Consider the following 24,711-nt stretch of genomic DNA (forward strand, 5'->3'; position numbering starts at 1 on the left):
AAGGCCCATGCGCGGATGATGGCCGCGCCCGAGGATGAGGGCGCGCGACGGCATTTCTACGAGGTGCTGGCGGCCAGCGAGCTGTGCCTGCTGCTGGCGCGCGAGGCGACAGGCGACCGGATCGACCCGGCGATATTCGAGCCTGAGGGCGCGCCGTGCGTGCTGGCCTTTGATGGTGAGGCGCGGCTGGCGGATTTTGCCGAAGGGGCCGCGCCCTATGCCGTGGTCTCGGGCCGCGCGCTTGCGGGGATGCTGAGCGGGCAGGGCGTGGGGCTTGGCCTCAACCTCGGGGTTGCGCCCTCGGCGATCCTGTTGCCCGCCGAGGCGGTGGACTGGCTGACGGAAATGCTGCCGGAGATGCCCGAGGAGGTTGCCGCGCGCCCGGTCGAATTCCGCGTGCCCAAGGGCCTGCCCGAGGCACTGCTGCGCGCGCTCGACGCGCGGCTGGCGAGCATGGCCGGGCTGGCAGAGGGTGCCTGGCTGGTGGCCGCGCGTTACGAGGGCGGTGCACAGGGGCATTTGCTGGGCTTTGTCGGTGCCGTGCCGGGATCGGAGGGCGCACTGGCGCGGGCGGTCTCGGAGGTGCTGGCCTTCTCGGGGCTGGAGGCGGCGGCGCTCGACGTGGGCTTTTTCGGCGCGGACGATCCGGTTCTGGCGCGGATGGCGGGCTGTGGCTTGCGGTTCGATGTCCCTCAAGCGGCGGCGGCTGTCCCGGCCGCACCGGGGTCTGATCCCGAGCGACCGCCGCGCTTGCGCTAGACACAAGAGCCGCGTCAACCCCGAGGATGACGCGCGTTCAATAGCCTGCCTCGGGGTCCACCAGATACAGGAACGCCTCGCCCGCCTCGCCGCGACGGATGTTCTCGGCGATGACCTCAGCCGCCGAGTCGGGGCGCGTTTCGGAGGCGATGTGGGGTGTCACCGTCACGCGCGGATGCGCCCAGAAGGGATGCGCCGGCGGCAAGGGTTCGACGCGGAACACGTCGAGCGTGGCATGACCGAGCGCACCGCTGTCAAGCGCCGCGAGAAGCGCGTCATCGTCGATGAGCGGGCCGCGACCGGGGTTAACGATGACCGCGCCACGCGGCAAAAGCGCAAGACGCGCGGCATCGAGCAGGTTTTCGGTCTCGGGCGTGAGCGGAAGCAACAACACGAGGATATCGGCCTCTGCCAGCGTCCGATGCAGCCCGTCCTCGCCCGAAAGACAGCGCAGACCGGCAATTTCCCGAGGCCGTCGACTCCAGCCGGTGACGGGGAAACCGAGCGCGACAAGCATCCGCGCGCAGGCCGCCCCTAGCGCGCCGAGACCAAGCACACTTACCCGGCGGTCGCGGGCCAGCGGCGGGGCATCGGGCCGCCACACACCGTCCTGACGCAGGATATGGGCATCCATCCCCAGATGATGGCGCAGCACATGGCCGGACACGTATTCCACCATGCCTTGGGTCAGACCGTGATCGACCATGCGCGCCAGCGGAAGATGCAGCGTCGGGTTGCCGACGATCTTTTCCACCCCGGCCCAGAGATTGAGCACGGCGCGCGCGCGGGTGAAAGGCGTGAAATCCTGCACCGCACTGCCCGGCGCATAGACGATGTAATCCACCTCATCGGCGGGAAAGTCGGTCGCAACGCGGGCCGCGACGCCCAGACGGTCGAGCGCGTCGAGCAGGGGCACTCTGTAAATGGCCCATTGTTCCGCGCCGGCGGCAAAGAGGACGTTGGCAGTCATGGCTTACCTCGGTTTGTGGACATGCGCGCTCTGGACAAGGCCGAATCCCAGCATGAGCACCAGCATCGCCGAGCCGCCATAGCTGACCAGCGGCAGCGGCACGCCGACGACCGGCATCAACCCCATCACCATCGCCATGTTGACGGCGAAGAACAAAAAGAACGTGACCGCAACACCAAGCGTCAGCAGCGAGGAAAACCGGTCGCGGTTGCTGAGCGCAGTGGCGATGCAGAACAGGATGATCAGTGCGTAAAGCGCCAGAAGCGAGACCGCGCCGACAAAGCCGAATTCCTCGGCCAGCGTCACGAAGATGAAATCGGTGTGTTTCTCCGGCAGGAAGTTGAGCCGCGATTGCGTGCCCTGCATGAAACCGCGCCCCGTCCAGCCGCCCGAACCGAGGGCAATCTTGGACTGGGTGATGTGATAGCCCGCGCCAAGCGGGTCGGTATCGGGGTTGAGGAAGGTGTCGATGCGGCGATACTGGTAATTCTCCAGAAGCTGCCAATCGGTGCCCCGGCTGGTGAAGACCGCAAAGATCGCTCCCGCCCCGAGCGCGACGACAGTGGCGAAATAGGCCCAGTGGACACCCGCGAGAAACATCATCGCGCCGCCGCCGATCACCAGCAGGATCGAGGTGCCGAGATCGGGCTGACGCACCACCATGGCGACGGGGGTCAGGATGAGGGCAAGCGGAAGCAGCACCCAGAACGGCCGTGACACGCGCGAGACCGGCAGCCAGTCGTAATAGGCCGCGAGCACCATGACCAGGGTAATCTTCATCAGTTCGGATGGTTGCAGGCGCATGAAGCCAAGGTCGATCCAGCGTTGCGCGCCCTTGCCCTCGACGCCGACAAGGGCCACCGCAATGAGCAGCGCCAGCGATATGAGATAAGCCAGCAGCGACATGTTGCGCCAGAACCAGATCGGCACAAGCGCGACCGCAATCATCACGGCAAAGCCGAGGGCAAAGCGCTTCATCTGCGGCTCGGCCCAGGTCGAGAGGGTTCCGCCCGCCACCGAGTAGAGCATGAGAAAGCCCACCGAGGCGACGGTCACGAGCAGGAGGGCCAGAGGCCAGTTGAGATAGAGGATCTTGCGCGGCCCCGCAGGGGCCGACTTGACGGAATATTCCAGGTAGCTCATGCGCGGTCGCTCGGGTCTTGGGCGGGGCGCGCCATCAGGCGGCGCAACTCTTCCTGCTGGGTGCGGATGCGTGGGCGGTCGGCCGCCGGATAGGCCTCGAGCGGTGGATCGCCCCGATAGAGCGCCTGGAGCGTCATGTCGCGGGCAATGGGGGCTGCGGCCGTGGACCCGCCACCGCCATGCTCGACCACCACGGCCACGGCGTAGCGCGGGGCGTCGAAGGGCGCGTAGCTCACGAACAGCGCGTGGTCGCGCTGTTCGCGGGGCAGGTTTTTATTGCTGATGACGCCGGTCGCGCGCTCCCCGGTCGAGATGTTGCGCACCTGGCTGGTCCCGGTCTTGCCCGCCAGCCGCAGCGTGTCCTCGGCGATGCGACTGCGAAAGGCGGTGCCGCGATTGTCGTTGCTGACGGCGAACATGGCGCGGCGGATCTCGCGCAGGTGGTTTTCGTTCAGGCCCAGAGGCTCGCCATGGCCCGAGGGCTGTTCGACCCCGTCGATTGTCTTGATGAGCCGGGGCATGACGCTGCGCGAGGTCGCCAGCCGCGCCGTCATCACCGCCAGTTGCAGCGGCGAGGCCAGCACGAAGCCCTGCCCGATCGAGGCGTTGACGCTGTCACCCACGACCCAGGGCTGATCGCGATTGGCCAGTTTCCATTCGCGCGACGGGGCAAGCCCCTTGGCGACACTGGTCATTGGCAGATCGAATTGCACCCCCACGCCCAGCCGTTCGGCCATGGCGGAAATGCGCTCGATCCCGGCGCGCAGGGCTAGCTCGTAATAATAGACGTCGCAACTGTCGCGCAAAGACGCATGAAGATTGACATTACCATGCCCGCCCCGCTTCCAACAGTGAAAGCGCCGCCCGCTGACCTCCTTGTGGCCGGGGCAATAGACGGTTTCGTTGAAGTCGATGAGCCCCGCATCGAGCGCGGCAAGGGCCGTGACCATCTTGAAGGTCGAGCCGGGCGGATAGATGCCCTGCACCGCCTTGTTGGGCAGGGGGCGCAACGGGTCCTCCAGCAGGGCGCGGTAATTGGCAGACGAGATGCCGCGCACGAAAAGGTTGGGATCGTAGCTCGGGCTGGAAGCACTCACGACGATATCGCCGCTGTCACAGTCCACCATCACCGCCGCCGCGCTTTCATTGGCAAGACGCGCCTGCGTATAAGCTTGCAGCGCGTTGTCGAGCGTGACCTGGATATCGGCACCGGGGCGCCCCTCCTGCCGGTCAAGCTCGCGCATGATGCGACCGGCGGCATTGACCTCAACCCGGCGGGCGCCCGCGCTGCCGCGCAGCAGCTCTTCCTGCTGCGCCTCCAGCCCGAGCTTGCCGATCTGGAAGCGCGGCAGGCGCAACAGCGCCTCGGGCGCATCGAGCCGCTCGATATCGCGCGCGCTCACCGCGCCGACATAGCCGATCGTATGGGCATAGACCTCGCCCAGCGGGTAGCGACGCGACAGCCCCACCTCGGGCGTCACGCCCGGCAGCGCGGGGGCGTTGACAGCGACGCGGCTGATCGCCTCCCAATCCACCCGGTCGGCCACCGTCACCGGCGTGTCACCGCGCAATTCGCGCAGATCGCGGCGGGCTTTTTCAAGCTCGCCGGGATCGAGCGCCACGAGACGGGAAAGACGGGCCAGCACCTCCTCCACGTCGCCCGCCTGTTCACGGGTGACGGTGATGCGGTAGGCCGGCACATTCTCGGCGATGACGCGCCCCTCGCGGTCAAAAATGCGCCCGCGCGCGGGCGCGAGAAGCTGGAGGTTGATGCGGTTCTCATCGGCCAGAAGGCGGAATTCGTCGGCCTGATCCACCTGAAGATGGCGCATTCGAAAGAGCAGCGTGCCGAGCACGGCCAGTTGCACCCCGCTCACCACAAGGCCGCGCCGGGTGATCCGGCGATGGCTCTCGGCGGTATCTCGGGTAGGGCGTCTCATGGCAGCCGCCGCGCCGTTGCCATATCGCCGGGCGCGGGTTTGCGCACACCCAGCAGAACATGCGAGGCCAGCGCCACCAGCGGATAGGCAATCAGCGTCGAGAGCAGTTGCATCAGGCTGAGGCCGAGCGGGGGCTGATCGACCACAAACACCGTGAGCACAAACCGATACCCAAGTGTGACGGCCACCAGAACGCCGACCACCGCCGCCCAGTCGGCCGCGAAGGTGCGGTCGCGCAGGCCCGGTGCGCGGCGACGGAGCGCCTCGGTGCCGATCAGCGTGAACGCCGCCCAGAGACCCGGTGGCCGGTGGAAAAGCAGGTCCATCATGAGCGCCAGCCCCGCCACCAGCAGAGGCGGCACATAATCGGGACGCCGCACCGCCCAGGCGAAGGTAAGCGCGATGAAAAGGTCCGGCCCCGCCCATCCCGGCGGCCGCGTGTCCAGTGGCAGAAGGTGCAGAAAGACAAGCGCCCCGGCGATCCCCATATAGATTGCGCGCATGAGCCAGAGGTGAAGGGCTGCCGTCTCAACCATTGGTCGCCTCCGCCGTCTCAGCGGGCGTGGCGTCCTGAGGCGGCGCGATAAGGTGGCCCGGATCCTCGATCCGCTCCCGGGCAAAGCTGCGCAGAACCCGCAGGAATTCCAGTCGTTCATAATCGGCGGCGATGCGCAGGCGCATCCGCCCGCCCGGATCGGCAAAGACCTGCCCCGCCACAAGGCCCGCCGGAAACACCCCGCCATCGCCCGAGGTCAGCACCCGGTCGCCGGGGCGGACCTGATCGGGCGCCTCGACGAAATCCAGCAGCGGCGCAAGGGAATTGTCGCCGATGAGAAGCGCGCGCTGGCCCGAGGGCTGCACGGTGACGGGAATGCGGCTTGAGGTGTCGGTGAGCAGAATGACGCGGGCCGTGCTTTGCCCCAGTCCCGAGATGCGACCGACAAGGCCCAGCCCGTCCATCGCCGCCCAGCCTTCCATGATGCCGTCGCGCGCGCCCACGTTGATCAGCACCGATTGCCGGAACGGAGAGCCGCTATCGGCCATCACGACGCCGGTGACATAGGTCAGGCGCGGATCCAGTTGCACGTTGTTCAGGTCAAGCAGCCGCGCGTTTTCCTGCTCAAGCTGGAGCGCCGCCTCTTTCCACGCCTTCATCTGTTGCAATTCGCGGCGCAGGTCCTGATTTTGCTGATACATGCGCTGGTAGGACTGAAAATCGCGCAGCACCTTGACCGCCCCGGTAACAGGCGCCATCGCCCAATCCATCTGCGGCACCACCCTGTCCACCACCTGCGCGCGGAAGCGTTCGACCCGCGGGCTGTCGATGCGCCAGATGAGGAAGATTGCGACAAGACACAGGATCAGCACCGCCAGAAGCAGGCGCTTCAGCGGGCCGCTAAAATCCTCGCTCTGTCCCCGGTCGCTGGCCAATGGCTCCCCCTTCGAAGCAAAAGGTGGGCGTCTCAGCTGTCATAGTCAATCGCGTGGCGCAGGCGGCTCTCGAATTCGAGCGCCTTGCCGGTGCCGAGTGCCACGCAATTGAGGCTGTCCTCGGCGATCGACACCGCAAGCCCGGTCTGCTCGCGCAGCGCAAGATCGAGATCTCCCAGAAGCGCGCCGCCCCCGGTGAGCATGACGCCACGATCAACGATATCGGCGGCAAGATCGGGCGGCGTCGCCTCGAGCGCGGTCATCACCGCTTCGGTGATCTGCTGCACCGGTTCGGCCAGCGCCTCGGCGATCTGCGCCTGGCTGACCTCGATTTCTTTCGGCACGCCGTTCAAAAGGTCGCGCCCGCGCACGCGGATCGACGTGCCGCGCCCGTCATCGGGCATCCGCGCGGTGCCGATGGTGGTCTTGATGCGCTCGGCGGTGGAATCGCCCACAAGCAGGTTCTGCTGGCGGCGCAGATAGTTGATGATCGCCTCGTCCATCCGGTCGCCGCCCACGCGGACCGAACGCGCATAAACGATATCGCCAAGCGACAGCACCGCCACCTCGGTCGTGCCGCCGCCGATATCGACCACCATGTTGCCGGTGGGATCGGTGATCGGCATGCCCGCGCCGATGGCGGCGGCAATGGGTTCCGCGATGAGACCCGCGCGCCGCGCGCCCGCCGAAAGCACCGATTGCCGGATGGCCCGCTTCTCCACCGGGGTCGCACCATGCGGCACGCAGACGATGATCTTGGGCTTGGAGAAGGTCGAACGCTTGTGCACCTTGCGGATGAAATGCTTGATCATCGCTTCGGCCGTGTCGAAATCGGCGATGACGCCTTCGCGCATGGGGCGGATGGCCTCGATGCTGCCCGGTGTGCGGCCCAGCATGAGCTTGGCATCCTCGCCCACGGCCAGCACTTTGCGCACGCCGTCCTTGATGTGATAGGCCACGACCGAAGGCTCCGACAGCACGATGCCGCGCCCTTTGACATAGACAAGGGTGTTGGCGGTGCCGAGATCAATCGCCATGTCCGAGGAGAAGAGGCTCGGAATCCTATCGAATATAGACATATGCGCCTGTGCCCTGTCGTCCATGAACGCGATGAGCCCCGCGACTCACGGTCCGGAGCGCCTGTCGTTATAGGGGCGGCGCTGCGCGGGCGAAAGGGAATGTTTCAAACCCACAGGCGTCAAACCGCCGGGGGTGGGGTGTGCGGCGCAGGCGGGACGACGCGGTGTGAAACGGTCAGTAGTAGTGTCGCATCGTCCGTCATGGTGTCCGAGAGCGATTTGTCAGGCATGTGCAAGCCGACAGGCACGCGCGATCACAAGGGTGAGAACATCCCGCCCGCTTCTGTAAATCCTGCGCCCGCTTGGGTATGACAGTGGTCAATCACGTCCAAAGGAGACCCGACATGCCGCTTTTGCCAAGCCTGCCCGACCCCGCGCATCTCAAGGACCTTTATGCGCGCTTTCCGCAGAATGTGCGGCCCCTGATGGACTATACCGACGGCCTCTTGCGCAGCGAGGGGGAATTGAGCCTGGGCGAGCGCGAGCTTATCGCCACCTATATCTCGGCGCTCAACGCCTGCGCCTTTTGCGCGGGGGCGCATCGGGCCTATGCCGAGGTGTTCGGGATCGACGGCGATCTGATCGACGCGTTGATCGCGGATTTCGATACGGCGCCGGTGGACGACAAACTGCGTCCGATCCTGGCCTATGCGGCCAAGCTCAACACCCTGCCGAGCAAGCTGGTGCAGCGGGACGCGCAGGCGGTCTATGACGCGGGCTGGTCCGAGGCCGCGCTCTATGAGGCGGTGCAGGTCTGCGCGCTGTTCAACATGATGAACCGGATCATCGAGGGCACGGGGGTGAATTTCGACTATGCCGATGCGCCCGAAGGGCATCCGGCGGCAGGCTCGCGCCCCGAGGACCAGACGGACAGCTACTCGAAATTCGGCGCGATGGTCGAGGCGATGGCGAAAGCGTAACGGATGCTGATCGTCATCGGGCTGATCGTCGCCTTTGTCCTTGTGGCGATATTTTCCAACCGCGCCACGCGCGGCTGTCGCTGGCGGGAATACCGGTTGAGCGGCTGCGATCTGCGGGTGCGCTGGCACTGCGTGGCCTGTGGCGCAGAGGTCTTTACAAGCGACGGGGACGCGCCCAGGGTTTGTCATGCCCCACACCGGAGCCGATAACCCCATGACCCAAGCCCCCGCCGATGCCGAAGCCCGCCGCGCGATCCCGCCGGTGATCTGCTACCCGAACGAAACCCTGCCACGGCCCGATCTTGCGCTTTACCGTGCCGCGCGCGAGGGGGCGGAGAAGATCGCAGAGGCAATCGCGCCGCCGCGCGAGGCCGCCTGCTTTCGCGTGGCGGCGGGGCAGTTCTTTCGGATCAAGAGCGTTGACGGCCCTCAGGTGGGCGATCTCAACCTGTGGAATGCACATGACCTGTCGGAGCGGTTCTATTCCGGCAAGACACGGGCGCTGCATGGCACCCATGTCACCACCGGCGAACGGCTCTGGTCCTCCTTCCCCCATCTGCGCCCCATGGCCACGATCATCGAGGATACGCTGGGCTGGTATGGCATCGACGAGCATGGCGGCTCGGTCCATGATGTGATCGGCACGCGCTGCGATCCCTATACCGGCAATCTTCTCTCGGGGGTGCAGTATCACCATTGCTGCCACTCGAACCTGACGCGCGCGCTGGCGGATGAATTGGGCGTGCCGATGGCAGAGGCGGAAGCGCATGTGCATGACGTGCTCAACGTCTTCATGTGCACCGGCTTTACCCGCGACACCGGACAGTATTTCATGAAGGCCAGCCCCGTTCGCCCCGGCGACTATCTGGAGTTTTTCGCCGAGATCGACCTTCTGGGCGCGCTGAGCGCCTGTCCCGGTGGCGATTGTTCCTCGGAGCATACCAGCGATGCGGCGGCGTGCTTTCCGCTCAAGGTAGAGGTGTTCGCACCCCGGGCCGGGGCGCTGGACGGCTGGCAAGGCCCGGCGCGCAACGGCTATGACCAAAGCCACGGGCGTTGAAAGTAGCGGCGCGTCCCGGCTTCGGCGTCGTTGGCAAACGGAATTTTCAAAAAATTCCGTTCAAGAAAGTTTTCAACTTTCTTGTTCATCCTCTGTCGTGAGGAAGTGCCCGACTCCACATCTGAACAAAAAGTGAACATACTGACTCCATCGCTGCCTGACCGAATCGATTCCGATGTTCACCGAGCTTTGCGCCACCTCGAATTTCACCTTCCTCACCGGGGCCGCCCATCCCGAGGAGTATATCGAGCGTGCCGCCTCCCTTGGCCTTGCGGGAGTGGCGATTGCCGATGTGAATTCCGTGGCGGGCATCGTGCGTGCCCATGCCCGCGCGCGCGAGATCGCGCGGCAGGTGCGCGAACGGCAGGCGTGGGAGGCGCGGGAGGGGGTGACCGGCCCGCCTGCGCCCTGCCCCACCGCACCCGATTGGGCCAACACGCCCCGCCTCATCCCCGCCGCAAGGCTGGTGCTGCGCGATGGGTTGACGCTCACCGCGCTGCCCGAGGACCGTGCGGGCTGGGCGCGGCTTTGCCGGCTCTTGACGCTGGGGCGGCGGCGCGCGGCCAAGGGGGGCTGTGAATTGAGCCTCGGCGATGTGCTGGAAGGGGCGGCAGGGCTGCATCTGCTGTTGCATCCCGAGAGCGCATCCGGCTGGCAGGATCAGGCGCGGCGGCTGGGGGCGCGGTTTGGCGCACGGCTGCACCTGCTCATGCGCCCGCATTACGACGGGCGTGATGCGGCGCGGTTTGACCGGCTGGCGCGGGTCGCGGCGCGGCTGGGCCTGCCCACGGTGGCCGCTGCCAGTCCCCTGATGCACCGCGCCCACCGTCGTCGTCTGGCGGATGTGCTGAGCGCGATCCGGCTGGGGGTGACGGTGGAGCGGCTGGGCCGTCACGCCCTGCCCAATGCCGAAAGGCGGCTGCGCTCAGGGGCGGAAATGCGCCGCCTTTTCAAGGGGCACGAGGGCGCGGTGGACCGCGCCGCCGCGCTGGCCAACCGTCTCACCTTCTCGCTCGACGCGCTCCGCCACGACTATCCCAGCGAGGCCGAAGGGGGTGAGACCCCCACCGCGCGGCTGCGGCGGCTGGCGGAAGAGGGGCTTGGCTGGCGCTATCCGCAGGGCGCGCCCGACCGCGTGCGCGCGATGATGGAGCACGAATTGGCCCTCATCGCCAAGTTGCGGTATGAGCCCTATTTCCTGACCGTCAACGAGGTGGTGGGTTTTGCCCGGTCGCGCGGCATCCTGTGTCAGGGGCGCGGATCGGCGGCCAATTCGGTGGTGTGCTATTGCTTGGGCGTGACCAGCGTTTCCCCCGAGATCGGCACCATGGTGTTCGAGCGGTTCGTATCCGAGGCCCGCGACGAGCCGCCCGATATCGACGTGGATTTCGAGCATGAGCGCCGCGAGGAGGTGATCCAGTGGATTTACGCGCGCTACGGGCGGCACCGCGCCGGGCTTTGCGCCACGGTGATCCATTACCGCGCCAAGCGCGCCATCCGCGAGGTGGGCCGCGCCATGGGCCTGCCCGAGGACCTGCTGGCGGCAATCTCCTCGCAGATATGGGGCGGCGGGCGGCGGCCCGATACGGCGCGGCTGGTCGAGCTTGGGCTTGACCCGCGCGACCGCCGCCTTGCCCTGACGCTCGATCTGGTGGACGAGATCATCGGCTTTCCGCGTCACCTGAGCCAGCATGTCGGCGGGTTCGTCATCGCCGCCGACCGGCTGGACGAGCTGGTGCCGATCGAGAACGCGGCGATGGACGAGCGCACGGTGATCTGCTGGGACAAGGACGATATCGACACGCTTGGCATTCTCAAGGTCGATGTGCTGGCGCTGGGGATGCTGACCTGCATCCGCCGCGCGTTCGACCTGCTGGCCGAGTATCGCGGGCAACGCTACAGCCTCGCCACCCTGCCGCCCGAGGACGGGCGCGTTTACGCAATGCTGGGACGTGCCGACAGTCTGGGCGTGTTCCAGGTCGAAAGCCGCGCGCAGATGAATTTCCTGCCCCGGATGCGGCCGCGCACCTTCTACGATCTGGTGATTCAGGTGGCGATCATCCGGCCGGGGCCCATTCAGGGCGACATGGTCCATCCCTATATCCGCAGGCGGAATGGTGAGGAGCCGGTGCAATTCCCCTCGGACGAGCTGGGCCGCGTGCTGGGCAAGACGCTGGGCGTGCCGCTCTTTCAGGAACAGGCGATGCAGATCGCCATCATCGGCGCGGGGTTCACCCCCGAGGAGGCCGACCGCCTGCGCCGGTCGCTGGCCACCTTCAAGAAGCACGGAAATGTCAGCGAGTTTCGCACGCGGTTCCTGCGCGGCATGGCGCAGAACGGCTATGACATGGCGTTTGCCGAGCGCTGTTTTTCACAGATCGAGGGCTTCGGCAGCTACGGCTTTCCCGAGAGCCACGCAGCAAGCTTTGCCCTGCTCGTTTACGCCAGCGCCTGGATCAAGTGCCATCACCCGGCAATATTCGTCTGTGCGCTCCTGAATTCGCAACCGATGGGGTTTTACGCGCCCGCGCAGATCGTGCGCGATGCGCGCGAACATGGCGTGACGGTGCGGCCCGTCTGCGTCAACGCCTCGTGCTGGGACAACACGCCAGAGCCGGACGGGCGCGGCGGGCTGGCGCTGCGGCTGGGGTTGCGGCAGGTGCGGGGGCTGGCGCGCGCCGAGGTTGACTGGATCGCGGCGGCGCGCGGCAACGGCTATCTTGGCCCCGAGGATCTGTGGCGGCGCGCGGGGCTGGCGCCCGCGCTCATCGCGCGGCTGGCCGAGGCCGATGCCTTTGCCGCCTGCGGGCTCACGCGGCGCGATGCGCTCTGGCAGGCGCGCGCGATCCGCAGCCCCGATCCGCTGCCGCTTTTCGCGCGCGACCTTGACGGCGAGGGGATCGACGAGCCTGCGGCAAACCTGCCCAAGATGAGCCTTGGCGAAGAGATGATCGAGGATTACGCGGCGTTGCGCCTGTCCTTGCGCGCGCATCCGCTGGCGCTTTTGCGGCCCATCCTCACCCCGGCCTGAGGTCATGGACAATCGCGCGCGTTGCGGAAATACTCCGGCCAGTGACCTCAGACCGGGAGAGCCGAAATGCGCTGCGTCTTCATCAATATCCGCTGCAAGCCCGGCCAGTCCTACCGCGTGGCCGAGGCCATCGCGCTGCGCGAGATCCATTCCGAGCTTTATTCGACCTCCGGGCCCTTCGACCTCTTGCTCAAGCTCTACATCCCCGAGGGCGAGGATATCGGCAAGTTCATCAACGACAACCTGCTGGATATCGAGGGGATCGAACGGACCGAGACCACGCTGACCTTCAAGGCGTTCTGACGGTCAGGCGGGCGGCAGCCGGTGGCGCGCCATCGCGGCATGAAACCGCGCGCCGTGAATCAGGCCCCGGTCATCGAAATCATAGCCGGGATTGTGCCGCGGCTTTGACGCCGCGCCGTTGCCGAGAAAAACGAAACATCCCGGCACATGATCGAGAAAACGCGCGAAATCCTCCGACCCCATGGCCGGTGCCGCCGTGCTTCGGGCGATGCGGCGCAGATGGCTTTCGATCATGGCCGAGACTTCGGGCACAAAGCTGCGCGCATCGCCAAGGATCCGCGCCATGCCGGGCAGCGCGTTGCGCGTGCCGTCGGTGACCGACACGGTGGCGGCATCGGTCGGGTCAAGACGGCGCGCGACGAGGGTTTGCAGGGCCATCACCATGTCACCGGCCGCGACAAGCGTCTCGCGGCTCTGGTCGGGGCGCGCGGCATGCCCCCCATGCCCCGCAGCACGATCTCGAAATTGTCCTCGGCGGACATGAAGGCACCGGGAAGCGTGCAAAACGTGCCGCCAGAGGGTCATCTCGGGCTCAAGCTGATCAAGACCGGTCATCGACAGAGAACTGCGAAAACGCTTGACGGTGTTGTTGCCGAAGAAAAGCCGCCGCGTCAAAGTCGCGTAATCGGCCATGGTGCGGACCACCACAAGCAGGATGAAATCCGTGTTGCCAGTGACGTGATGGCATTGCTGCACCTCGGGCACGGTGGCGAACAGGCGCTTGGCGGCCTCGATCTGCCCGGCGCGCTCGCTTTCCATCTCGATTTCAACAAAGACTGTGATCCCGTGATCCACCGTCACCGGATTGACCCCCGCGACATTGGTGGAAATCACCGCGGCCGCTTCCATCCGCTTGATCCGGCGTTGCACAGCAGCGGCACACAGATTGACCGACTGAGCGATACGGGCCTGCGGGGTCCTGTTATCGTACTGGAAGATGTCGGGAATAGCGAGATCACGCGAATCGAGAGAAAACCGCTCATTTTCGCAACCGCTTCCATGACCGCCAAGTCGCTCTATGAACGACCGACCAGATTTGAAAACGGCCCTTGGTTAACGCACAAACGTAGATGTGCAGCATTGCTGGCCGCACACTTACAGTCCGAAATGGTCAAAGGCTGGCGACCCGCATTACGGTGCCGCCAACCCTATTATGCTGGATCAGTTGGTGCCGCTCGTGCTGCTGCCGCTGCTGCCGCCAGACGCGGCCGCCGCAACGATGGCAATGCCGACCACACCGAGAGCGACAGCGCCGCCAGTGCCGAGGCCGCCGGAAAGATCGCCACCCGCACCTGCGCAACGCACCTGAAGCAGCGTTCCGTTGTCGGCATAGTTGGCGCTCACGATCGAACTGCCATCCGCACAGGCACCGATCCGGTTCGCCATTTGAAGGGCGGTTTCATTGCCCTGACGAACAACGGGCGCCTGTGCCGCCACCGAAACAGCCGACGTCACGCCGAAAATGGTTGCGAGTATGATGGTCCCGAATTTGGTCATGACTTTTTAATTCCCTCTGAGGTTACGCGAATGTTTATACCGATTTTCTCCCGGTGCGGAAAGGGTGAATCAGGGCTGTCCGAAAATTTTCACACTTGGGTGTCTGCCAAGTGTCCGCGCCTTCTCTGGCACGCCTCGCTCAATGTCGCTGACTGACTGACGATCCTGCCTGTCGGCGTCAGGCGGGTCTGGGCCACGGGCACAACGGCCGGGGGCATCGGCGCGATGGTGGTGGCATGAAAATCGTTGTCGATCTGTCGATGACCGCATGTCGGCGCGCCGCCGGGGGCGCTGACGGCCTCGAATCTCACCCTTGATGTCACCTCGGGCCTTCACCGCATCGATCCGGGCGACCCCGAGACCGGCGACGTCACGGTGATCGACCCGCGCCTTCACATCAACCTGCGTCTCGCTGTCCAGCGTTGCCGTCGATGGACGAGACGGGCGCGCTCACATGGCAGGCCATGGTAGCGGCCTGGTCCGCCTTCGGCGATCCCGACCCGGCCCCCGATGCCAACGAGGAGGCCCGCATCCTGCACAAGGTTGCGCTGATCCGGCCCGACAGCATCAAGACGCCGGTGAGGGTCTGGGCATGGCCGGCTCTCAGGCCTTGATCCGATAGCCGGTGCGGAAAATCCACCACACCACGGCAAGGCAAAGCGCGAAGAAAACCGCGATGGCCATCAGGCTCCAGCCCACGGCCACATCGGCCACCCCGAAGAACGACCAGCGAAAGCCCGAGATGAGGTAAACCACCGGGTTGAACAGCGTCACCACCTGCCAGGCCGAGGGCAGCATCGAGACCGAGTAGAACGCGCCGCCCAAGAACACCAGCGGCGTGATCACCAGAAGCGGGATCAATTGCAACTGCTGGAAATTCTCGGACCAGATGCCGATGATGAAGCCGAAAAGCGCAAAGCTGATGCAGATCATCACCAGAAAGGCCAGCATCATCACCGGGTGCCGGATCTCGAGATCGACAAAGAACCCGGCGGTGAGCAGGATCACCCCACCGATGAGCAGCGATTTCGTCGCCGCCGCCCCGACATAGCCGATGACGATTTCGAAGAAATTGATCGGGGCAGACAGCAATTCGTAAATCGTGCCGATGAATTTCGGGAAATAGATGCCGAAAGAGGCGTTGGAGATGGCCTGTGTCATCACGCTCAGCATGATCAGCCCCGGCACGATGAAGGCACCATAGCTCACCCCTTCCACCTCGTCGATGCGCCCGCCGATGGCCGCGCCGAAGACCACGAAATAGAGCGTGGTGGAAATGACCGGCGACAGCAGCGATTCAAAGATGGTGCGGAAAAACCGCTTCATCTCGTAGACATAGATGGCAGCGATGGCGTGCAGGTTCATGCCGCATCCTCCTGCACAAGGCCCACGAAGATCTCCTCGAGGCTGCTTTGACGGGTCTCGATATCGCGCAGGCTCAGACCCTCGCGCGCCAGCGCCTGCAACAGGCGGGTGATGCCGGTGCCCTCGCCGCGCGTGTCGTAATGGTAAAGCAACACATGCCCGTCATCTATCCGCTCAAGATCATAGTCCGCCAGCGCCGCGGGCACCTCTGCGACCGGCGTGGCAAGGTCGATGCGCAGGGTCTTGCGGCCCATCCTGCGCATCAGGTCGGCCTTGTTCTCGACCAGCAGGATTTCGCCCTTGTTGATGACGGCGACGCGGTCGGCGATGGCCTCTGCCTCCTCGATGTAATGGGTGGTCAGGATGATGGTGACGCCCTGCGCCTTGAGCCCGCGCACCACCTCCCACATGTCACGGCGCAACTCGACATCGACACCCGCCGTCGGCTCGTCGAGGAAGAGCACGCGCGGCTCGTGGCAGAGCGCCTTGGCGATGAGCACGCGGCGTTTCATGCCGCCCGAGAGTTCGCGGATGCGGGCGTCGCGCTTGTCCCAGAGCGAGAGCTGGCGCAGGATGCGCTCGATCAGGGCCTCATCGCGCCCCTTGCCGAACAGACCGCGCGAGAATCGCACGGTGTTGATGACCTTCTCGAAGGGTTCCAGCGCCACCTCCTGCGGCACCAGCCCGACCAGACGCCGCGCGGCGCGGTAATCGGAGGTCACGTCATGCCCGCCTATGCGCGCCGTGCCGCCCGTGGGGATGGTGATCCCGCAGAGCGCCGAGATGAGCGTGGTCTTGCCCGCGCCATTCGGGCCGAGCAGGGCGAGAATCTCACCCTCGGCAATCGTCAGGTCGACACCGCAGAGCGCGGTGAACCCGTCCTTGTAGGTCTTGCGGAGGTTGATCACCTCGACGATGGCGGGCATGGCATGTCCTTGCATTTGCGCGACAACCTAGACAGTGCGCGCGCGGCTGCAAGCGGCCATGGGTGCAACAGGGATGTGCGCGGGCGCGCAGGTCTGTCCCGTCTGGCATGGTCTGGCGCGAATACCTGCCCTGTGTGCACAAATCCGGTGACGCTCAGCCGCCCTGGCCCGTCGGCGTGCCGCCCTCTCCGATATCCCAGAACAGCCCGGCCATGAGGCGCAGCGCATCGCGGCAGACGGGTTTGAGAACATGCTCATCCGGGGCATGTTGCGAGCAGCCGCGATAGGAATGCGGCACCCAGACGGTCGGCAGGCCGAGAATATCGGCGAAACAGTCATTCGGCAACGACCCGGCGAGATTGGGCAGGATATGCGGTGCCTGCCCGGATGTCCGCTCCAGAGAGGCGGCGACGAACTTGACCCAAGGGTGGCCGGGGTCAAGCCGCGTGGCGCGGAAGAACCCCCGGTCATGCGGCGTGATGCGCACCGCGTCAAAGCCATGCGCGTCCAGATGGCGCCGCAGGGCGGGCAGAATGTCCTCGGGCGTGGTGCCGACCACATAGCGCAACTGACAGGTGGCGCGGGCAAGGGCGGAAATCGCATTGACCGGGGCCTCGGGCACGCCGCTTGTCATGGCAAGGATGGCAAAGCTGTTCCAGCCATAGGCCCGCTCCACCGGGGTCAGGGTCTTTTCACCCCAATCGGGGTTGATGGCGGGGCCGTCGCCGCCCTCGATCGGCAGGCCATGCAGGGCGGTGCGCACATCGTCGGTCAGGCTGTCGGGGCGCCATTCGGGAATCCTGATCTGGCCACGGGCATCGGTGATGACCGAGAGCGCCTGCGCCAGAATCATCGCCGGATCACTGAGAAGGCCGCCCCAGTTGCCCGAATGATGCGCCCCCTCGCGCAACTCTACGCTCAGGTCAAAGGTGACACCGCCGCGCGAGCCCATGAACATGGTCGGCGTCTCAGGTTGAAGGCGCGGCCCGTCAGAGGCGATCAGCACATCGGCGCACAGCTTGTCGTGGTGCGCGGTGAAGAACTCGGCAAGCCCCGGAGAGCCGGTTTCCTCGCCGGTTTCAATGACGATCCGGCAGTTGAAGCCAAGCGCGCCACGGGTTTGAAGCACCGCATCAAGGGCGGCGATATTGATCAGGTGCTGGCCCTTGTTGTCGGCGGTGCCGCGCCCGTAGAGCCGGTCGCCCTCTTCGACGAGCCTGAACGGGTGGAGGCCCGCGCGCCATTGATCGGTCTGGGCGCGGATCACGTCTCCATGGCCATAGCTCAGGATGGTGGGCAGGTCATCGCCCTCGTGCCGCTCGGCAATCAGGAAGGGACCGGCATTGGCGACCGGGTTGGGATGGATCACACAGCGAAAGCCCATGGCAGCAAGCCGGGGCGTCATGGCCTCGGCCAGATAGCGGGCAAGCTCGGGGGCCTGATCGGGGGTCTGGCTCTCGGTTTCAAAGCCGACCAGATCGGCAAGTTCGGTCTGAAAGCCGTTGTTGTCGAAATAGGCCGAAACGGTGTCGATTGCGGCGCTGCGCGTCATGGCCTGCCTGTCCTGTCCGTTGGGTGATTGCGTCGCCCGTAGCGACGTGATTTCGGGGCATTGCCGGGTTCTTTGCGGTTCTCACCCGGTCAGAGGTTGGGGCATGAAGATGGCCTCGTCAATAACGAGCCTGCCGTCACGTGAAAGCGTGCGCATGTTGGCCTGTAAATGATTAGACAAACCACACGGCATCATTGTAAAAAAATTGCACCCCGCTCTGCCTCATGGAAAGCGACACCCCCGAATGCCAGAACGGCTCATGATCGGCACCCGGATCCGCGAAAGGCGGTTGCTGAGCGGCATGCGCCAGAGCGATCTGGCACGGCATGCGGGAATATCGCCATCCTACCTCAACCTTATCGAGCACAACCGCCGCCGAATCGGCGGCAAGACCCTCCTGAAGCTGGCCGAGGCGCTGAAGGTGGAGCCGTCACGCCTGACCGAAGGGGCCGAAGCGGCGGTGGTGGGCGCGCTGCGCGAGGCCGCAAGCGACAGTGAGACGGCAGAGCGCGACCGGATCGAGGAATTCGTCGGTCGCTTTCCGGGCTGGGCCGGGCTTGTGGTCGATCTGCATCGTCGGACCGAGACCCTGGAGCGCACGATCGACACGCTGACCGACCGGCTCGCGCATGATCCATTTCTGGCTGATTCGCTCCACGAGGTGATTTCGGCGGTCACGGCCATCCGCGCCACCTCGTCGATCCTGGTCGAGACCGAGGCACTGGAACCCGAATGGCAGGGGCGCTTCCATCGCAACATCAACGAGGATGCCGGGCGGCTGACCGAGGGCGCGCAATCACTGGTGCGCTATCTGGAGGCCGCCCCCAACCGCGACGCCGATCTCACCTCGCCGCAAGACGAGATGCACGCGGTGCTCGCGGCGCGGGGCTATCACTTTTCCGAGCTTGAAGCCCCGGAGGCGCAGCCCGGGGATGTGGCGCGGCTGGTTGCGGCCAAGGCGCAAAAGGGCCTCTCGGCACCCGCGCAAACGCTGCTGGAGACCGTTCTCTTGCGGTATCTGGAGGACGCGCGCGCCCTGCCCTTGCCCGTGCTGGAAGCGCAGATCTCGCGGCACGGGACCGAACCGGACCGTCTGGCCGAGGCAACCGGTGCAGGGCTTGCGCGCATCTTCCGCCGCCTTGCCGCGCTGCCCGAAGAGGTGGCGGGGCCGATCGGCCTTGTGATCTGCGATGCCTCGGGCACGATGATTTTTCGCAAGCCGGTCAATGGATTTGCCATCCCCCGGTTGACCGGGGCCTGCGCGCTCTGGCCGCTGTATCAGGCAATGGCACAGCCCATGGCCCCCCTGCGAATGCGGGTGCGGCAGGCCGGACGCGGGGCCGAGACGGTGCTGGCGCTGGCGGTCGCGGCACCCTCGGGGCCGGGCAGTTTTGACCGCCCCGCGACCATGCGGGCGCATATGCTGTTGCGCCCCGATCCGGGCGAGGCGGGTGGCGCGGTGCGCAGCATCGGCGTCAGCTGCCGCATCTGCCCGATCAGGGACTGCGACGCGCGGCGCGAACCGTCCATCCTGTCAGAGGGCTTTTGACAGGGCGGGCGGGAATGGAGAATAGTGAGCGCGGGTGCGATGCGCACCTGCAACGGAGGGGAGGCCGGTGCATGGGCAAGAAGGTTCTGCTGATCGAGGACGAGCCCAATATCATCGAGGCGATCAGTTTCATCCTGTCGCGCGACGGCTGGGAGGTGAAGACCCATGCCAATGGCCATGACGCCATGGAGGCGGTGCGCCGCCGCGCGCCCGATCTGATCATTCTCGACGTCATGCTGCCGGGCAAGAGCGGCTATGACATCCTGGGCGAAATCCGCGAGGATTCGGATTTCGCCGCCACACCCGTCTTGATGCTGACAGCGCGCGGCCAGACCCGTGACCGCGAACTGGCCGAGCGCGCGGGCGCGAGCCGTTACATGACCAAGCCCTTTTCCAATGCCGATATGCTCGCCGCCGTGCGCGCGCTGGCACAGACGTGAGCCCCGAGCGCACCCCGCTCTTTCTTGCCCGGCGCAGCTATCGGCGGCGGCGCGTGGCGGATGCGGCGCGGATACTGCCGCTCATCGGCGGGGTGCTTTTCTGCCTGCCGCTGCTGTGGAAGGGGTCGCCGGCCTCCGACAGCACGGTGCAATCCCTGGTTTATATCTTCGGCCTGTGGGTGATTCTCATCCTCACCTCCGCGATCATCTCGCGTCATCTGCGCCTTGACGAGAACGACCGTGACGACACGCGCAACGAGCACCAGGGACCAGGTGGAGCATGACCGTTCTCAACCTGCTGATCCTGGTCTGCCTGCTCTATGTGGTGCTGCTCTTCACGGTCGCCTTCGCGGCGGATCGTGCGGCGATGATGGGGCGGGGAAGCTGGCTACGCTCCTCGGTGGTCTATACGTTGTCGCTCTCGATCTACTGCACCGCCTGGACATTCTATGGTGCGGTCGGCTTTGCAGCGCGCTCGGGGCTTGAGTTCGTCACGATCTATCTCGGTCCCACCCTCGTCATGGTCGGCTGGTGGTGGACGCTGAGGCGGCTGGTGCGGGTGGGCCGCAGCCAGCGCATCACCTCCATCGCCGATCTGATTTCCTCGCGCTATGGCAAGTCGAACCTGCTTGCGGTGCTGGTGACGGTGCTCGCGGTTGTGGCCACCACGCCCTATATCGCGCTGCAACTGCAATCGGTCACGCTGTCGTTTGCCGCCTTTGCCGGGACAGACCCGGAGGCAGGCACGCTGCCGGACATGCAATCCACCGCGCTCTGGGTCGCGGGGGGGCTGGCGCTCTTCACGATTCTCTTCGGCACGCGCAATCTCGATGCCAACGAGCGTCACCACGGCGTGGTCATGGCCATCGCGCTCGAGGCGGTGGTCAAGCTCTTTGCCCTGCTCGCGGTCGGCGTGTTCGTTGTCTGGGGGCTCTCGGGCGGCATCGGGCCGACGCTTGACCGGATCGAGACCTCCGCCATTGCCCGTTTCGAGGTTTCGGGGAGCCGCTGGGTCGGCCTCACGATGCTGTCGGCCATGGCCTTTCTGACGCTGCCGCGCATGTTTCAGGTGCTGGTGGTCGAGAACGAGGCGGACGAGCACCTGCGCACCGCCGCCTGGGCGTTCCCGGCCTATCTCATGCTGATGAGCCTCTTCGTGGTGCCGATCGCGGTGGTGGGGCTCGACATGATGCCCGCAGGGGCCAACCCGGACCTCTTCGTGCTGACCCTGCCGCTGATGGAGGGCCGCGACGGGCTGGCGATCCTGTCGTTCCTCGGCGGGTTTTCCAGCGCCACGTCCATGGTGATCGTGGCGGCCATCGCCCTCTCGACGATGGTTTCCAACCATGTGGTGATGCCGCTCTGGCTGCATTACTCGGGCATGGCGGCGGTTGTCTCGGGCGATGTGCGCACCGTGGCGCTGATGGCGCGGCGGCTCAGCATCGGGGGCGTGCTGTTTCTGGGCTATGTCTATTTCCGGATGTCGGGGGGCGGCACGGCGCTGGCGGCGATCGGTCTCATCGCCTTTGTCGGCGTGGCGCAGTTCCTGCCCGCGCTGATGGGCGGGCTGTTCTGGCGCGGCGCGACACGCACGGGCGCGCTGGCGGGGCTGGTCCTTGGCGCGGCGGTCTGGCTTTACTGCCTGTTCCTGCCCAGCTTCGGACCGTCCGCGATTCTGCCGCAGACGGTGTTCGACCACGGGCTTTGGGGGCAAGGCTGGCTGCGCCCGCGCGCGCTTTTCGGTGCCGAGGGCATGGACCCGGTGATCCACGCGCTGATGTGGTCGCTGCTGCTCAATGTCTCGGCCTTCATCCTGGGGTCGCTCCTGAGTTTTCCGCAACCGCTCGAACGGCTGCAAGGGGCGCAGTTCGTCAATTCCTTTGACCATCCAAGTGCGCCGGGTGGCTGGTCCGGCGGCATGGCCCAGAGCGAGGACCTGCTGATCATGGCGCAGCGCATCATGGGCGCGCGCGAGGCGCAGGCGCTTTTTGCGGCCGCTGCCGGACGACAGGGCGTGGTGGGCTACCTGCCCGAACCAAGCCCCGATTTCCTTCAGGAACTGGAGCGCGCGCTGGCGGGATCGGTGGGCGCGGCGACCGCCCATGCGATGATCGGGCAGATCGTGGGCGGGGCGGCTGTCTCGGTCGAGGACCTGATGGCGGTGGCCGATGAAACCGCGCAGATCATGGAATATTCCAGCCAGCTTGAGGCCAAGTCGCAGGAACTCGCCCGCACCGCACGCCAGTTGCGGCAGGCCAACGAGACGCTCACGCAGATCTCGGTGCAAAAGGACGGCTTCCTCAGCCAGATCAGCCATGAGCTGCGCACGCCGATGACCTCGATCCGGGCGTTTTCCGAAATCCTGCGCGACACCGAGGATCTCAGCCCCGACGAGCAAAGCAAATACGCCACCATCATCCATGACGAGACCGTGCGCCTGACGCGGCTGCTCGACGACCTGCTGGACCTCAGTGTGCTGGAGAACGGGCAGGTGGAACTCAATATCCAGACCGGCACGCTCGAGGCGCTGCTGGACCGGTCCGTGCGCGCGGCGGGCGGCGATGGGGACGGGTTCCGCATCCGGCGGGTGCGCGCGAACGAACAGGTTGACCTGACCACCGATCTCGACCGGCTGGCGCAGGTGTTCATCAACCTCATCAGCAATGCGCGCAAGTATTGCGATGCCAGGCCCGCGATCCTCAATATTCGGGTCACGGTCTCGGACGGTCAGCTTGTGGTGGATTTCGTCGACAATGGCAGCGGCATCCCCACCGACAAACACGCCGTGATCTTCGAGAAATTCTCGCGCATCGGCCAGACCCGCGCAAGCGGCGCGGGGCTCGGCCTTGCCATTTGCCGCGAGATCATGGAGCGGCTCGGCGGCGAGGTTTCCTACCTGCCGGGTCAGAAGGGCGCGGCCTTTCGCGTGACCCTGCCGCTCATGACCGACCGCGTGGCCGCGCAAGAAGCCGTGTAAACGAAATGGTAAGGCCTGGCCGCTAGGGTGATGGGGATCGACACAGAATGTGGACGGCCCCGCCCATGACGGTCCTGCAACAGGCATCGGTTCTCCGACGCAAGACCCGCGCCACGCGCGAATCCAGCGATCCGCGCGTGATGTCGCCGGTGAAGGCCTTGCGCCTGTCGCTGGCGCGCGCGGCCGATACGCTGTTCGGCCTCGCGCTGACCGTGGCCACCGTCGAACAGCGCCGGATCGAGGCGGGCGAGATAGAGCGCGCACTGGGGGCGGAGGGGCTCTTCATGCTCCTCGACGGGACGGGCGGCGCGCGCGGGGCCTTGCGGCTCGATCTGGCGCTCATGGCCGGGGTGATCGAAGTGCAGACGATCGGGCAGGTGCTGCCGGGCTCGGTGCGCCCGCGCCCCGCCACCCGCACCGACGCGGCCATGGTCGCCCCGCTCATCGACGCCGTGCTTGCGGGCTTCGACGCGGAAATGGCGGCGGGCCACCCGCCCCAACCGCCGAGCGGCTTTCGCTATGGCGACCGGGTCGATGACGGGCGCGCGCTGGCGCTGCTTCTTCCCGCACCCGAATTTGACCTCTTTCGCATCACCGTCGACCTTGAACAGGGCACCCGGAACGGGCGGCTCGACCTGCTTCTTCCCCCGGCCCTTGCTGCGCCGCCGGCGCGCGCGGGGAACATGGCGACACCCCGCCGCGCGGAGACCACATCGGATCTGGCCACCATCGCGCTTGCGGCCCCGGCCGTGCTCGAAGTGGTGCTTGCCCGGCTCAACCTGCCGCTGCGCAGGGCCATGACGCTCAAGCCGGGGGACCGGCTCAGCCTGCCCCGTGACAGCCTGGGCTCCGCGCAGCTTGTGGCCCCGGGCGGGCACGGGGTGGCCGAGGGACGACTTGGCCAGCGCGAGGGCTGGCGCGCCCTGCGGCTCTCGGGGCCGGTGACGCAATCCGCACCGGGGCAGGATGCGCCCCAACCGCTCGCCGAGAGCCCCGGTTGACATGGGTCAAGGCCGAAAATCCGCAAACATGCGAGTCTGACGCGCAAAGGGAGGACCGCCATGCTTGATACCACCATCTACCGCGACGCCCTTCTGCGCCGCCTGCACCAACTGGACGCGCGCCTCCACGCCATCGAGGCCGAGCTTGACGCCCCCCGCGACAGCGACTGGGACGACGACGCCATCGAACGCGAGGGCGACGAGGTTCTGGAACATCTCGGACAGGCGGGCGAGGCGGAGATCGCGCGCATCCGCGCGGCGCTCGACCGGATACGCACGGGCAGTTACGGCACCTGCACCCGGTGCGCCGAGGAGATATCGACCGCGCGGCTCGATATTCTGCCCGAAACCCCGCTTTGTCAGCGTTGCGCTGCCCAAATTTCGTGACGCTGTTCACAATTCCGTCGCGCGGATGCGATATCCGTTTCGCGCGAGGCCATAACACGCTATGGTTGAGGCCTGCTTGGGAGGACTGCCATGACCTATCTTACAGCGGAGCTTGACCGTCTCCAGACCCTCGTCCGGGCCGCCGCGCCCGACACCCGCTACACGCTTGAGCCGCAAGTGCGCAGCGTGATTGCCAGCCTGCGCAATGAAGGCCACGCTGTGCCAGCGCGCATCAAAACCCTGCACGAGACTTTGCTGAGCGAGGCCATCGAGGCCGAGTTCGACAATATGCCTGTCTGACCGCGCCCGAACCGCCAGACTTGCGCCCGCACCGATAAGCCGTAGTAATTGACAAGGGGCCAAGTCACGGACGGAACCGGG

General features: G+C 66.0%; 26 protein-coding genes and 1 pseudogene. 15 read left to right on the forward strand and 12 right to left on the reverse strand.

The genetic code is table 11. From position 1 onward, the window contains the following. Positions 1-15: 15 nt before the first annotated feature. Positions 16-759 carry an SseB family protein gene (locus ACSSV8_RS05785; protein ID WP_454281866.1) on the forward strand — a complete coding sequence of 248 codons (744 nt, stop codon included), beginning with the start codon at positions 16-18 and terminating at the stop codon, positions 757-759. Positions 760-796: 37 nt separating this feature from the next. Here ACSSV8_RS05785 and ACSSV8_RS05790 read toward each other — a convergent pair whose 3' ends face one another. From ACSSV8_RS05790 to ACSSV8_RS05815, 6 genes are read right to left on the reverse strand one after another with little or no spacing between them, the layout of a single operon-like run. Continuing rightward, entirely contained in the window at positions 797-1,729 is a 933-nt protein-coding gene (locus tag ACSSV8_RS05790) for a 2-hydroxyacid dehydrogenase (RefSeq protein WP_354537479.1), read from the reverse strand. Between the two features lie 3 nt (positions 1,730-1,732). After that, positions 1,733-2,872 carry a rod shape-determining protein RodA gene (rodA, locus tag ACSSV8_RS05795; RefSeq protein ID WP_454281815.1) on the reverse strand — a complete coding sequence of 380 codons (1,140 nt, stop codon included), beginning with the start codon at positions 2,870-2,872 and terminating at the stop codon, positions 1,733-1,735. Next, positions 2,869-4,812, reverse strand: coding sequence for a penicillin-binding protein 2 (gene mrdA / locus ACSSV8_RS05800; RefSeq protein ID WP_454281816.1), 1,944 nt, complete (start codon positions 4,810-4,812; stop codon positions 2,869-2,871). Before mrdA ends, rodA begins: the two co-directional genes overlap by 4 nt. Beyond that, positions 4,809-5,348 (reverse strand): rod shape-determining protein MreD, encoded by a 540-nt coding sequence (locus tag ACSSV8_RS05805; protein ID WP_454281817.1) that lies wholly within the window; start codon positions 5,346-5,348, stop codon positions 4,809-4,811. The genes mrdA and ACSSV8_RS05805 overlap by 4 nt, the downstream gene beginning before the upstream one ends. Beyond that, positions 5,341-6,243, reverse strand: a complete 903-nt coding sequence (gene mreC / locus ACSSV8_RS05810; RefSeq protein ID WP_454281818.1) for a rod shape-determining protein MreC — start codon at positions 6,241-6,243, stop codon at positions 5,341-5,343. The genes ACSSV8_RS05805 and mreC overlap by 8 nt, the downstream gene beginning before the upstream one ends. A 32-nt stretch (positions 6,244-6,275) precedes the next feature. Further along, positions 6,276-7,322: a rod shape-determining protein gene (locus ACSSV8_RS05815; protein WP_354537484.1), complete on the reverse strand. Its 1,047-nt coding sequence runs from the start codon at positions 7,320-7,322 to the stop codon at positions 6,276-6,278. Between the two features lie 344 nt (positions 7,323-7,666). On the opposite strand from ACSSV8_RS05815, the gene ACSSV8_RS05820 reads away from it, so the two are divergent. The 5 genes from ACSSV8_RS05820 to ACSSV8_RS05840 all read left to right on the forward strand — a co-directional run bounded on the left by ACSSV8_RS05820 (position 7,667) and on the right by ACSSV8_RS05840 (position 12,636). Next, positions 7,667-8,242, forward strand: a complete 576-nt coding sequence (locus tag ACSSV8_RS05820) for a carboxymuconolactone decarboxylase family protein (RefSeq protein ID WP_454281819.1) — start codon at positions 7,667-7,669, stop codon at positions 8,240-8,242. Between the two features lie 3 nt (positions 8,243-8,245). Then, the gene (locus ACSSV8_RS05825) at positions 8,246-8,452 is read left to right on the forward strand and encodes a hypothetical protein (RefSeq protein ID WP_354537486.1); all 207 of its coding nucleotides are present in this window, start codon (positions 8,246-8,248) and stop codon (positions 8,450-8,452) included. Positions 8,453-8,456: 4 nt separating this feature from the next. Beyond that, positions 8,457-9,302 (forward strand): urea carboxylase-associated family protein, encoded by an 846-nt coding sequence (locus ACSSV8_RS05830; RefSeq protein ID WP_354537487.1) that lies wholly within the window; start codon positions 8,457-8,459, stop codon positions 9,300-9,302. A gap of 175 nt (positions 9,303-9,477) precedes the next feature. Beyond that, positions 9,478-12,333 carry an error-prone DNA polymerase gene (locus tag ACSSV8_RS05835; protein WP_454281820.1) on the forward strand — a complete coding sequence of 952 codons (2,856 nt, stop codon included), beginning with the start codon at positions 9,478-9,480 and terminating at the stop codon, positions 12,331-12,333. Positions 12,334-12,399: 66 nt separating this feature from the next. After that, positions 12,400-12,636: an Lrp/AsnC ligand binding domain-containing protein gene (locus ACSSV8_RS05840; protein WP_354537489.1), complete on the forward strand. Its 237-nt coding sequence runs from the start codon at positions 12,400-12,402 to the stop codon at positions 12,634-12,636. A gap of 3 nt (positions 12,637-12,639) precedes the next feature. On the opposite strand, the gene ACSSV8_RS05845 is transcribed toward ACSSV8_RS05840, so the two are convergent. The 3 genes and pseudogenes from ACSSV8_RS05845 to ACSSV8_RS05855 form a co-directional block, all read right to left on the reverse strand. Then, positions 12,640-13,485: a M20/M25/M40 family metallo-hydrolase gene (locus tag ACSSV8_RS05845; protein ID WP_354537490.1), complete on the reverse strand. Its 846-nt coding sequence runs from the start codon at positions 13,483-13,485 to the stop codon at positions 12,640-12,642. Positions 13,486-13,488: 3 nt separating this feature from the next. Next, positions 13,489-13,656: pseudogene (locus ACSSV8_RS05850) on the reverse strand (AsnC family transcriptional regulator); the annotation flags it as partial. 141 nt (positions 13,657-13,797) lie between these two features. Further along, positions 13,798-14,133 (reverse strand): hypothetical protein, encoded by a 336-nt coding sequence (locus ACSSV8_RS05855; RefSeq protein ID WP_354537491.1) that lies wholly within the window; start codon positions 14,131-14,133, stop codon positions 13,798-13,800. Positions 14,134-14,298: 165 nt separating this feature from the next. Here ACSSV8_RS05855 and ACSSV8_RS05860 point away from each other — a divergent pair, with 165 nt between their 5' ends. Both ACSSV8_RS05860 and ACSSV8_RS05865 read left to right on the forward strand, forming a co-directional pair. After that, positions 14,299-14,373, forward strand: coding sequence for a hypothetical protein (locus ACSSV8_RS05860; RefSeq protein WP_454281867.1), 75 nt, complete (start codon positions 14,299-14,301; stop codon positions 14,371-14,373). A 191-nt stretch (positions 14,374-14,564) separates the two neighbouring features. Then, complete coding sequence (locus ACSSV8_RS05865) at positions 14,565-14,747, forward strand: hypothetical protein (RefSeq protein WP_354537492.1); 183 nt, start codon at positions 14,565-14,567, stop codon at positions 14,745-14,747. Here ACSSV8_RS05865 and ACSSV8_RS05870 read toward each other — a convergent pair. The 3 genes from ACSSV8_RS05870 to ACSSV8_RS05880 all read right to left on the reverse strand — a co-directional run bounded on the left by ACSSV8_RS05870 (position 14,737) and on the right by ACSSV8_RS05880 (position 17,976). Next, complete coding sequence (locus tag ACSSV8_RS05870; protein ID WP_354537493.1) at positions 14,737-15,498, reverse strand: ABC transporter permease; 762 nt, start codon at positions 15,496-15,498, stop codon at positions 14,737-14,739. The two genes, ACSSV8_RS05865 and ACSSV8_RS05870, sit on opposite strands and share 11 nt — an antisense overlap. After that, on the reverse strand, positions 15,495-16,424 hold the full coding sequence (locus tag ACSSV8_RS05875; protein ID WP_354537494.1) for an ABC transporter ATP-binding protein: 930 nt from the start codon (positions 16,422-16,424) through the stop codon (positions 15,495-15,497). The genes ACSSV8_RS05870 and ACSSV8_RS05875 overlap by 4 nt, the downstream gene beginning before the upstream one ends. 154 nt (positions 16,425-16,578) lie before the next feature. Continuing rightward, positions 16,579-17,976, reverse strand: coding sequence for a M20 family metallopeptidase (locus ACSSV8_RS05880; RefSeq protein WP_454281821.1), 1,398 nt, complete (start codon positions 17,974-17,976; stop codon positions 16,579-16,581). A 244-nt stretch (positions 17,977-18,220) separates the two neighbouring features. On the opposite strand from ACSSV8_RS05880, the gene ACSSV8_RS05885 reads away from it, so the two are divergent. The 7 genes from ACSSV8_RS05885 to ACSSV8_RS05915 all read left to right on the forward strand — a co-directional run bounded on the left by ACSSV8_RS05885 (position 18,221) and on the right by ACSSV8_RS05915 (position 24,630). Further along, the gene (locus tag ACSSV8_RS05885) at positions 18,221-19,525 is read left to right on the forward strand and encodes a helix-turn-helix domain-containing protein (protein ID WP_454281822.1); all 1,305 of its coding nucleotides are present in this window, start codon (positions 18,221-18,223) and stop codon (positions 19,523-19,525) included. A gap of 71 nt (positions 19,526-19,596) precedes the next feature. Further along, a complete protein-coding gene (locus ACSSV8_RS05890; RefSeq protein ID WP_354537497.1) occupies positions 19,597-19,965 on the forward strand; it encodes a response regulator transcription factor in 369 nt (122 codons plus the stop codon). Next, positions 19,962-20,249, forward strand: a complete 288-nt coding sequence (locus ACSSV8_RS05895) for a hypothetical protein (RefSeq protein WP_354537498.1) — start codon at positions 19,962-19,964, stop codon at positions 20,247-20,249. The genes ACSSV8_RS05890 and ACSSV8_RS05895 overlap by 4 nt, the downstream gene beginning before the upstream one ends. Further along, positions 20,246-22,942: an ATP-binding protein gene (locus ACSSV8_RS05900; protein ID WP_354537499.1), complete on the forward strand. Its 2,697-nt coding sequence runs from the start codon at positions 20,246-20,248 to the stop codon at positions 22,940-22,942. The genes ACSSV8_RS05895 and ACSSV8_RS05900 overlap by 4 nt, the downstream gene beginning before the upstream one ends. Before the next feature lie 65 nt (positions 22,943-23,007). Beyond that, positions 23,008-23,943 carry a FliM/FliN family flagellar motor C-terminal domain-containing protein gene (locus tag ACSSV8_RS05905; protein WP_354537500.1) on the forward strand — a complete coding sequence of 312 codons (936 nt, stop codon included), beginning with the start codon at positions 23,008-23,010 and terminating at the stop codon, positions 23,941-23,943. 60 nt (positions 23,944-24,003) lie between these two features. Continuing rightward, complete coding sequence (locus ACSSV8_RS05910; protein ID WP_454281823.1) at positions 24,004-24,330, forward strand: TraR/DksA family transcriptional regulator; 327 nt, start codon at positions 24,004-24,006, stop codon at positions 24,328-24,330. A gap of 90 nt (positions 24,331-24,420) precedes the next feature. Beyond that, positions 24,421-24,630: a hypothetical protein gene (locus tag ACSSV8_RS05915; RefSeq protein ID WP_354537502.1), complete on the forward strand. Its 210-nt coding sequence runs from the start codon at positions 24,421-24,423 to the stop codon at positions 24,628-24,630. Positions 24,631-24,711 lie beyond the last annotated feature (81 nt).

Source organism: Roseovarius sp. MBR-79 (assembly GCF_053628555.1).

What these genes read in the sequence shown, in the direction of transcription:
- ACSSV8_RS05855 (WP_354537491.1), bottom strand. Translation starts at nt 14,133, where the DNA reads ATGACCAAATTCGGGACCATCATACTCGCAACCATTTTCGGCGTGACG.
- ACSSV8_RS05845 (WP_354537490.1), bottom strand. Translation starts at nt 13,485, where the DNA reads ATGGAAGCGGCCGCGGTGATTTCCACCAATGTCGCGGGGGTCAATCCG.
- ACSSV8_RS05865 (WP_354537492.1), top strand. Translation starts at nt 14,565, where the DNA reads ATGGACGAGACGGGCGCGCTCACATGGCAGGCCATGGTAGCGGCCTGG.
- ACSSV8_RS05890 (WP_354537497.1), top strand. Translation starts at nt 19,597, where the DNA reads ATGGGCAAGAAGGTTCTGCTGATCGAGGACGAGCCCAATATCATCGAG.
- rodA (WP_454281815.1), bottom strand. Translation starts at nt 2,872, where the DNA reads ATGAGCTACCTGGAATATTCCGTCAAGTCGGCCCCTGCGGGGCCGCGC.
- ACSSV8_RS05915 (WP_354537502.1), top strand. Translation starts at nt 24,421, where the DNA reads ATGACCTATCTTACAGCGGAGCTTGACCGTCTCCAGACCCTCGTCCGG.
- ACSSV8_RS05830 (WP_354537487.1), top strand. Translation starts at nt 8,457, where the DNA reads ATGACCCAAGCCCCCGCCGATGCCGAAGCCCGCCGCGCGATCCCGCCG.
- ACSSV8_RS05835 (WP_454281820.1), top strand. Translation starts at nt 9,478, where the DNA reads ATGTTCACCGAGCTTTGCGCCACCTCGAATTTCACCTTCCTCACCGGG.
- ACSSV8_RS05900 (WP_354537499.1), top strand. Translation starts at nt 20,246, where the DNA reads ATGACCGTTCTCAACCTGCTGATCCTGGTCTGCCTGCTCTATGTGGTG.
- ACSSV8_RS05885 (WP_454281822.1), top strand. Translation starts at nt 18,221, where the DNA reads ATGCCAGAACGGCTCATGATCGGCACCCGGATCCGCGAAAGGCGGTTG.
- ACSSV8_RS05815 (WP_354537484.1), bottom strand. Translation starts at nt 7,322, where the DNA reads ATGTCTATATTCGATAGGATTCCGAGCCTCTTCTCCTCGGACATGGCG.
- mrdA (WP_454281816.1), bottom strand. Translation starts at nt 4,812, where the DNA reads ATGAGACGCCCTACCCGAGATACCGCCGAGAGCCATCGCCGGATCACC.
- ACSSV8_RS05870 (WP_354537493.1), bottom strand. Translation starts at nt 15,498, where the DNA reads ATGAACCTGCACGCCATCGCTGCCATCTATGTCTACGAGATGAAGCGG.
- ACSSV8_RS05875 (WP_354537494.1), bottom strand. Translation starts at nt 16,424, where the DNA reads ATGCCCGCCATCGTCGAGGTGATCAACCTCCGCAAGACCTACAAGGAC.
- ACSSV8_RS05785 (WP_454281866.1), top strand. Translation starts at nt 16, where the DNA reads ATGATGGCCGCGCCCGAGGATGAGGGCGCGCGACGGCATTTCTACGAG.
- ACSSV8_RS05905 (WP_354537500.1), top strand. Translation starts at nt 23,008, where the DNA reads ATGACGGTCCTGCAACAGGCATCGGTTCTCCGACGCAAGACCCGCGCC.
- ACSSV8_RS05910 (WP_454281823.1), top strand. Translation starts at nt 24,004, where the DNA reads ATGCTTGATACCACCATCTACCGCGACGCCCTTCTGCGCCGCCTGCAC.
- ACSSV8_RS05880 (WP_454281821.1), bottom strand. Translation starts at nt 17,976, where the DNA reads ATGACGCGCAGCGCCGCAATCGACACCGTTTCGGCCTATTTCGACAAC.
- ACSSV8_RS05790 (WP_354537479.1), bottom strand. Translation starts at nt 1,729, where the DNA reads ATGACTGCCAACGTCCTCTTTGCCGCCGGCGCGGAACAATGGGCCATT.
- ACSSV8_RS05825 (WP_354537486.1), top strand. Translation starts at nt 8,246, where the DNA reads ATGCTGATCGTCATCGGGCTGATCGTCGCCTTTGTCCTTGTGGCGATA.
- ACSSV8_RS05820 (WP_454281819.1), top strand. Translation starts at nt 7,667, where the DNA reads ATGCCGCTTTTGCCAAGCCTGCCCGACCCCGCGCATCTCAAGGACCTT.
- ACSSV8_RS05805 (WP_454281817.1), bottom strand. Translation starts at nt 5,348, where the DNA reads ATGGTTGAGACGGCAGCCCTTCACCTCTGGCTCATGCGCGCAATCTAT.
- ACSSV8_RS05840 (WP_354537489.1), top strand. Translation starts at nt 12,400, where the DNA reads ATGCGCTGCGTCTTCATCAATATCCGCTGCAAGCCCGGCCAGTCCTAC.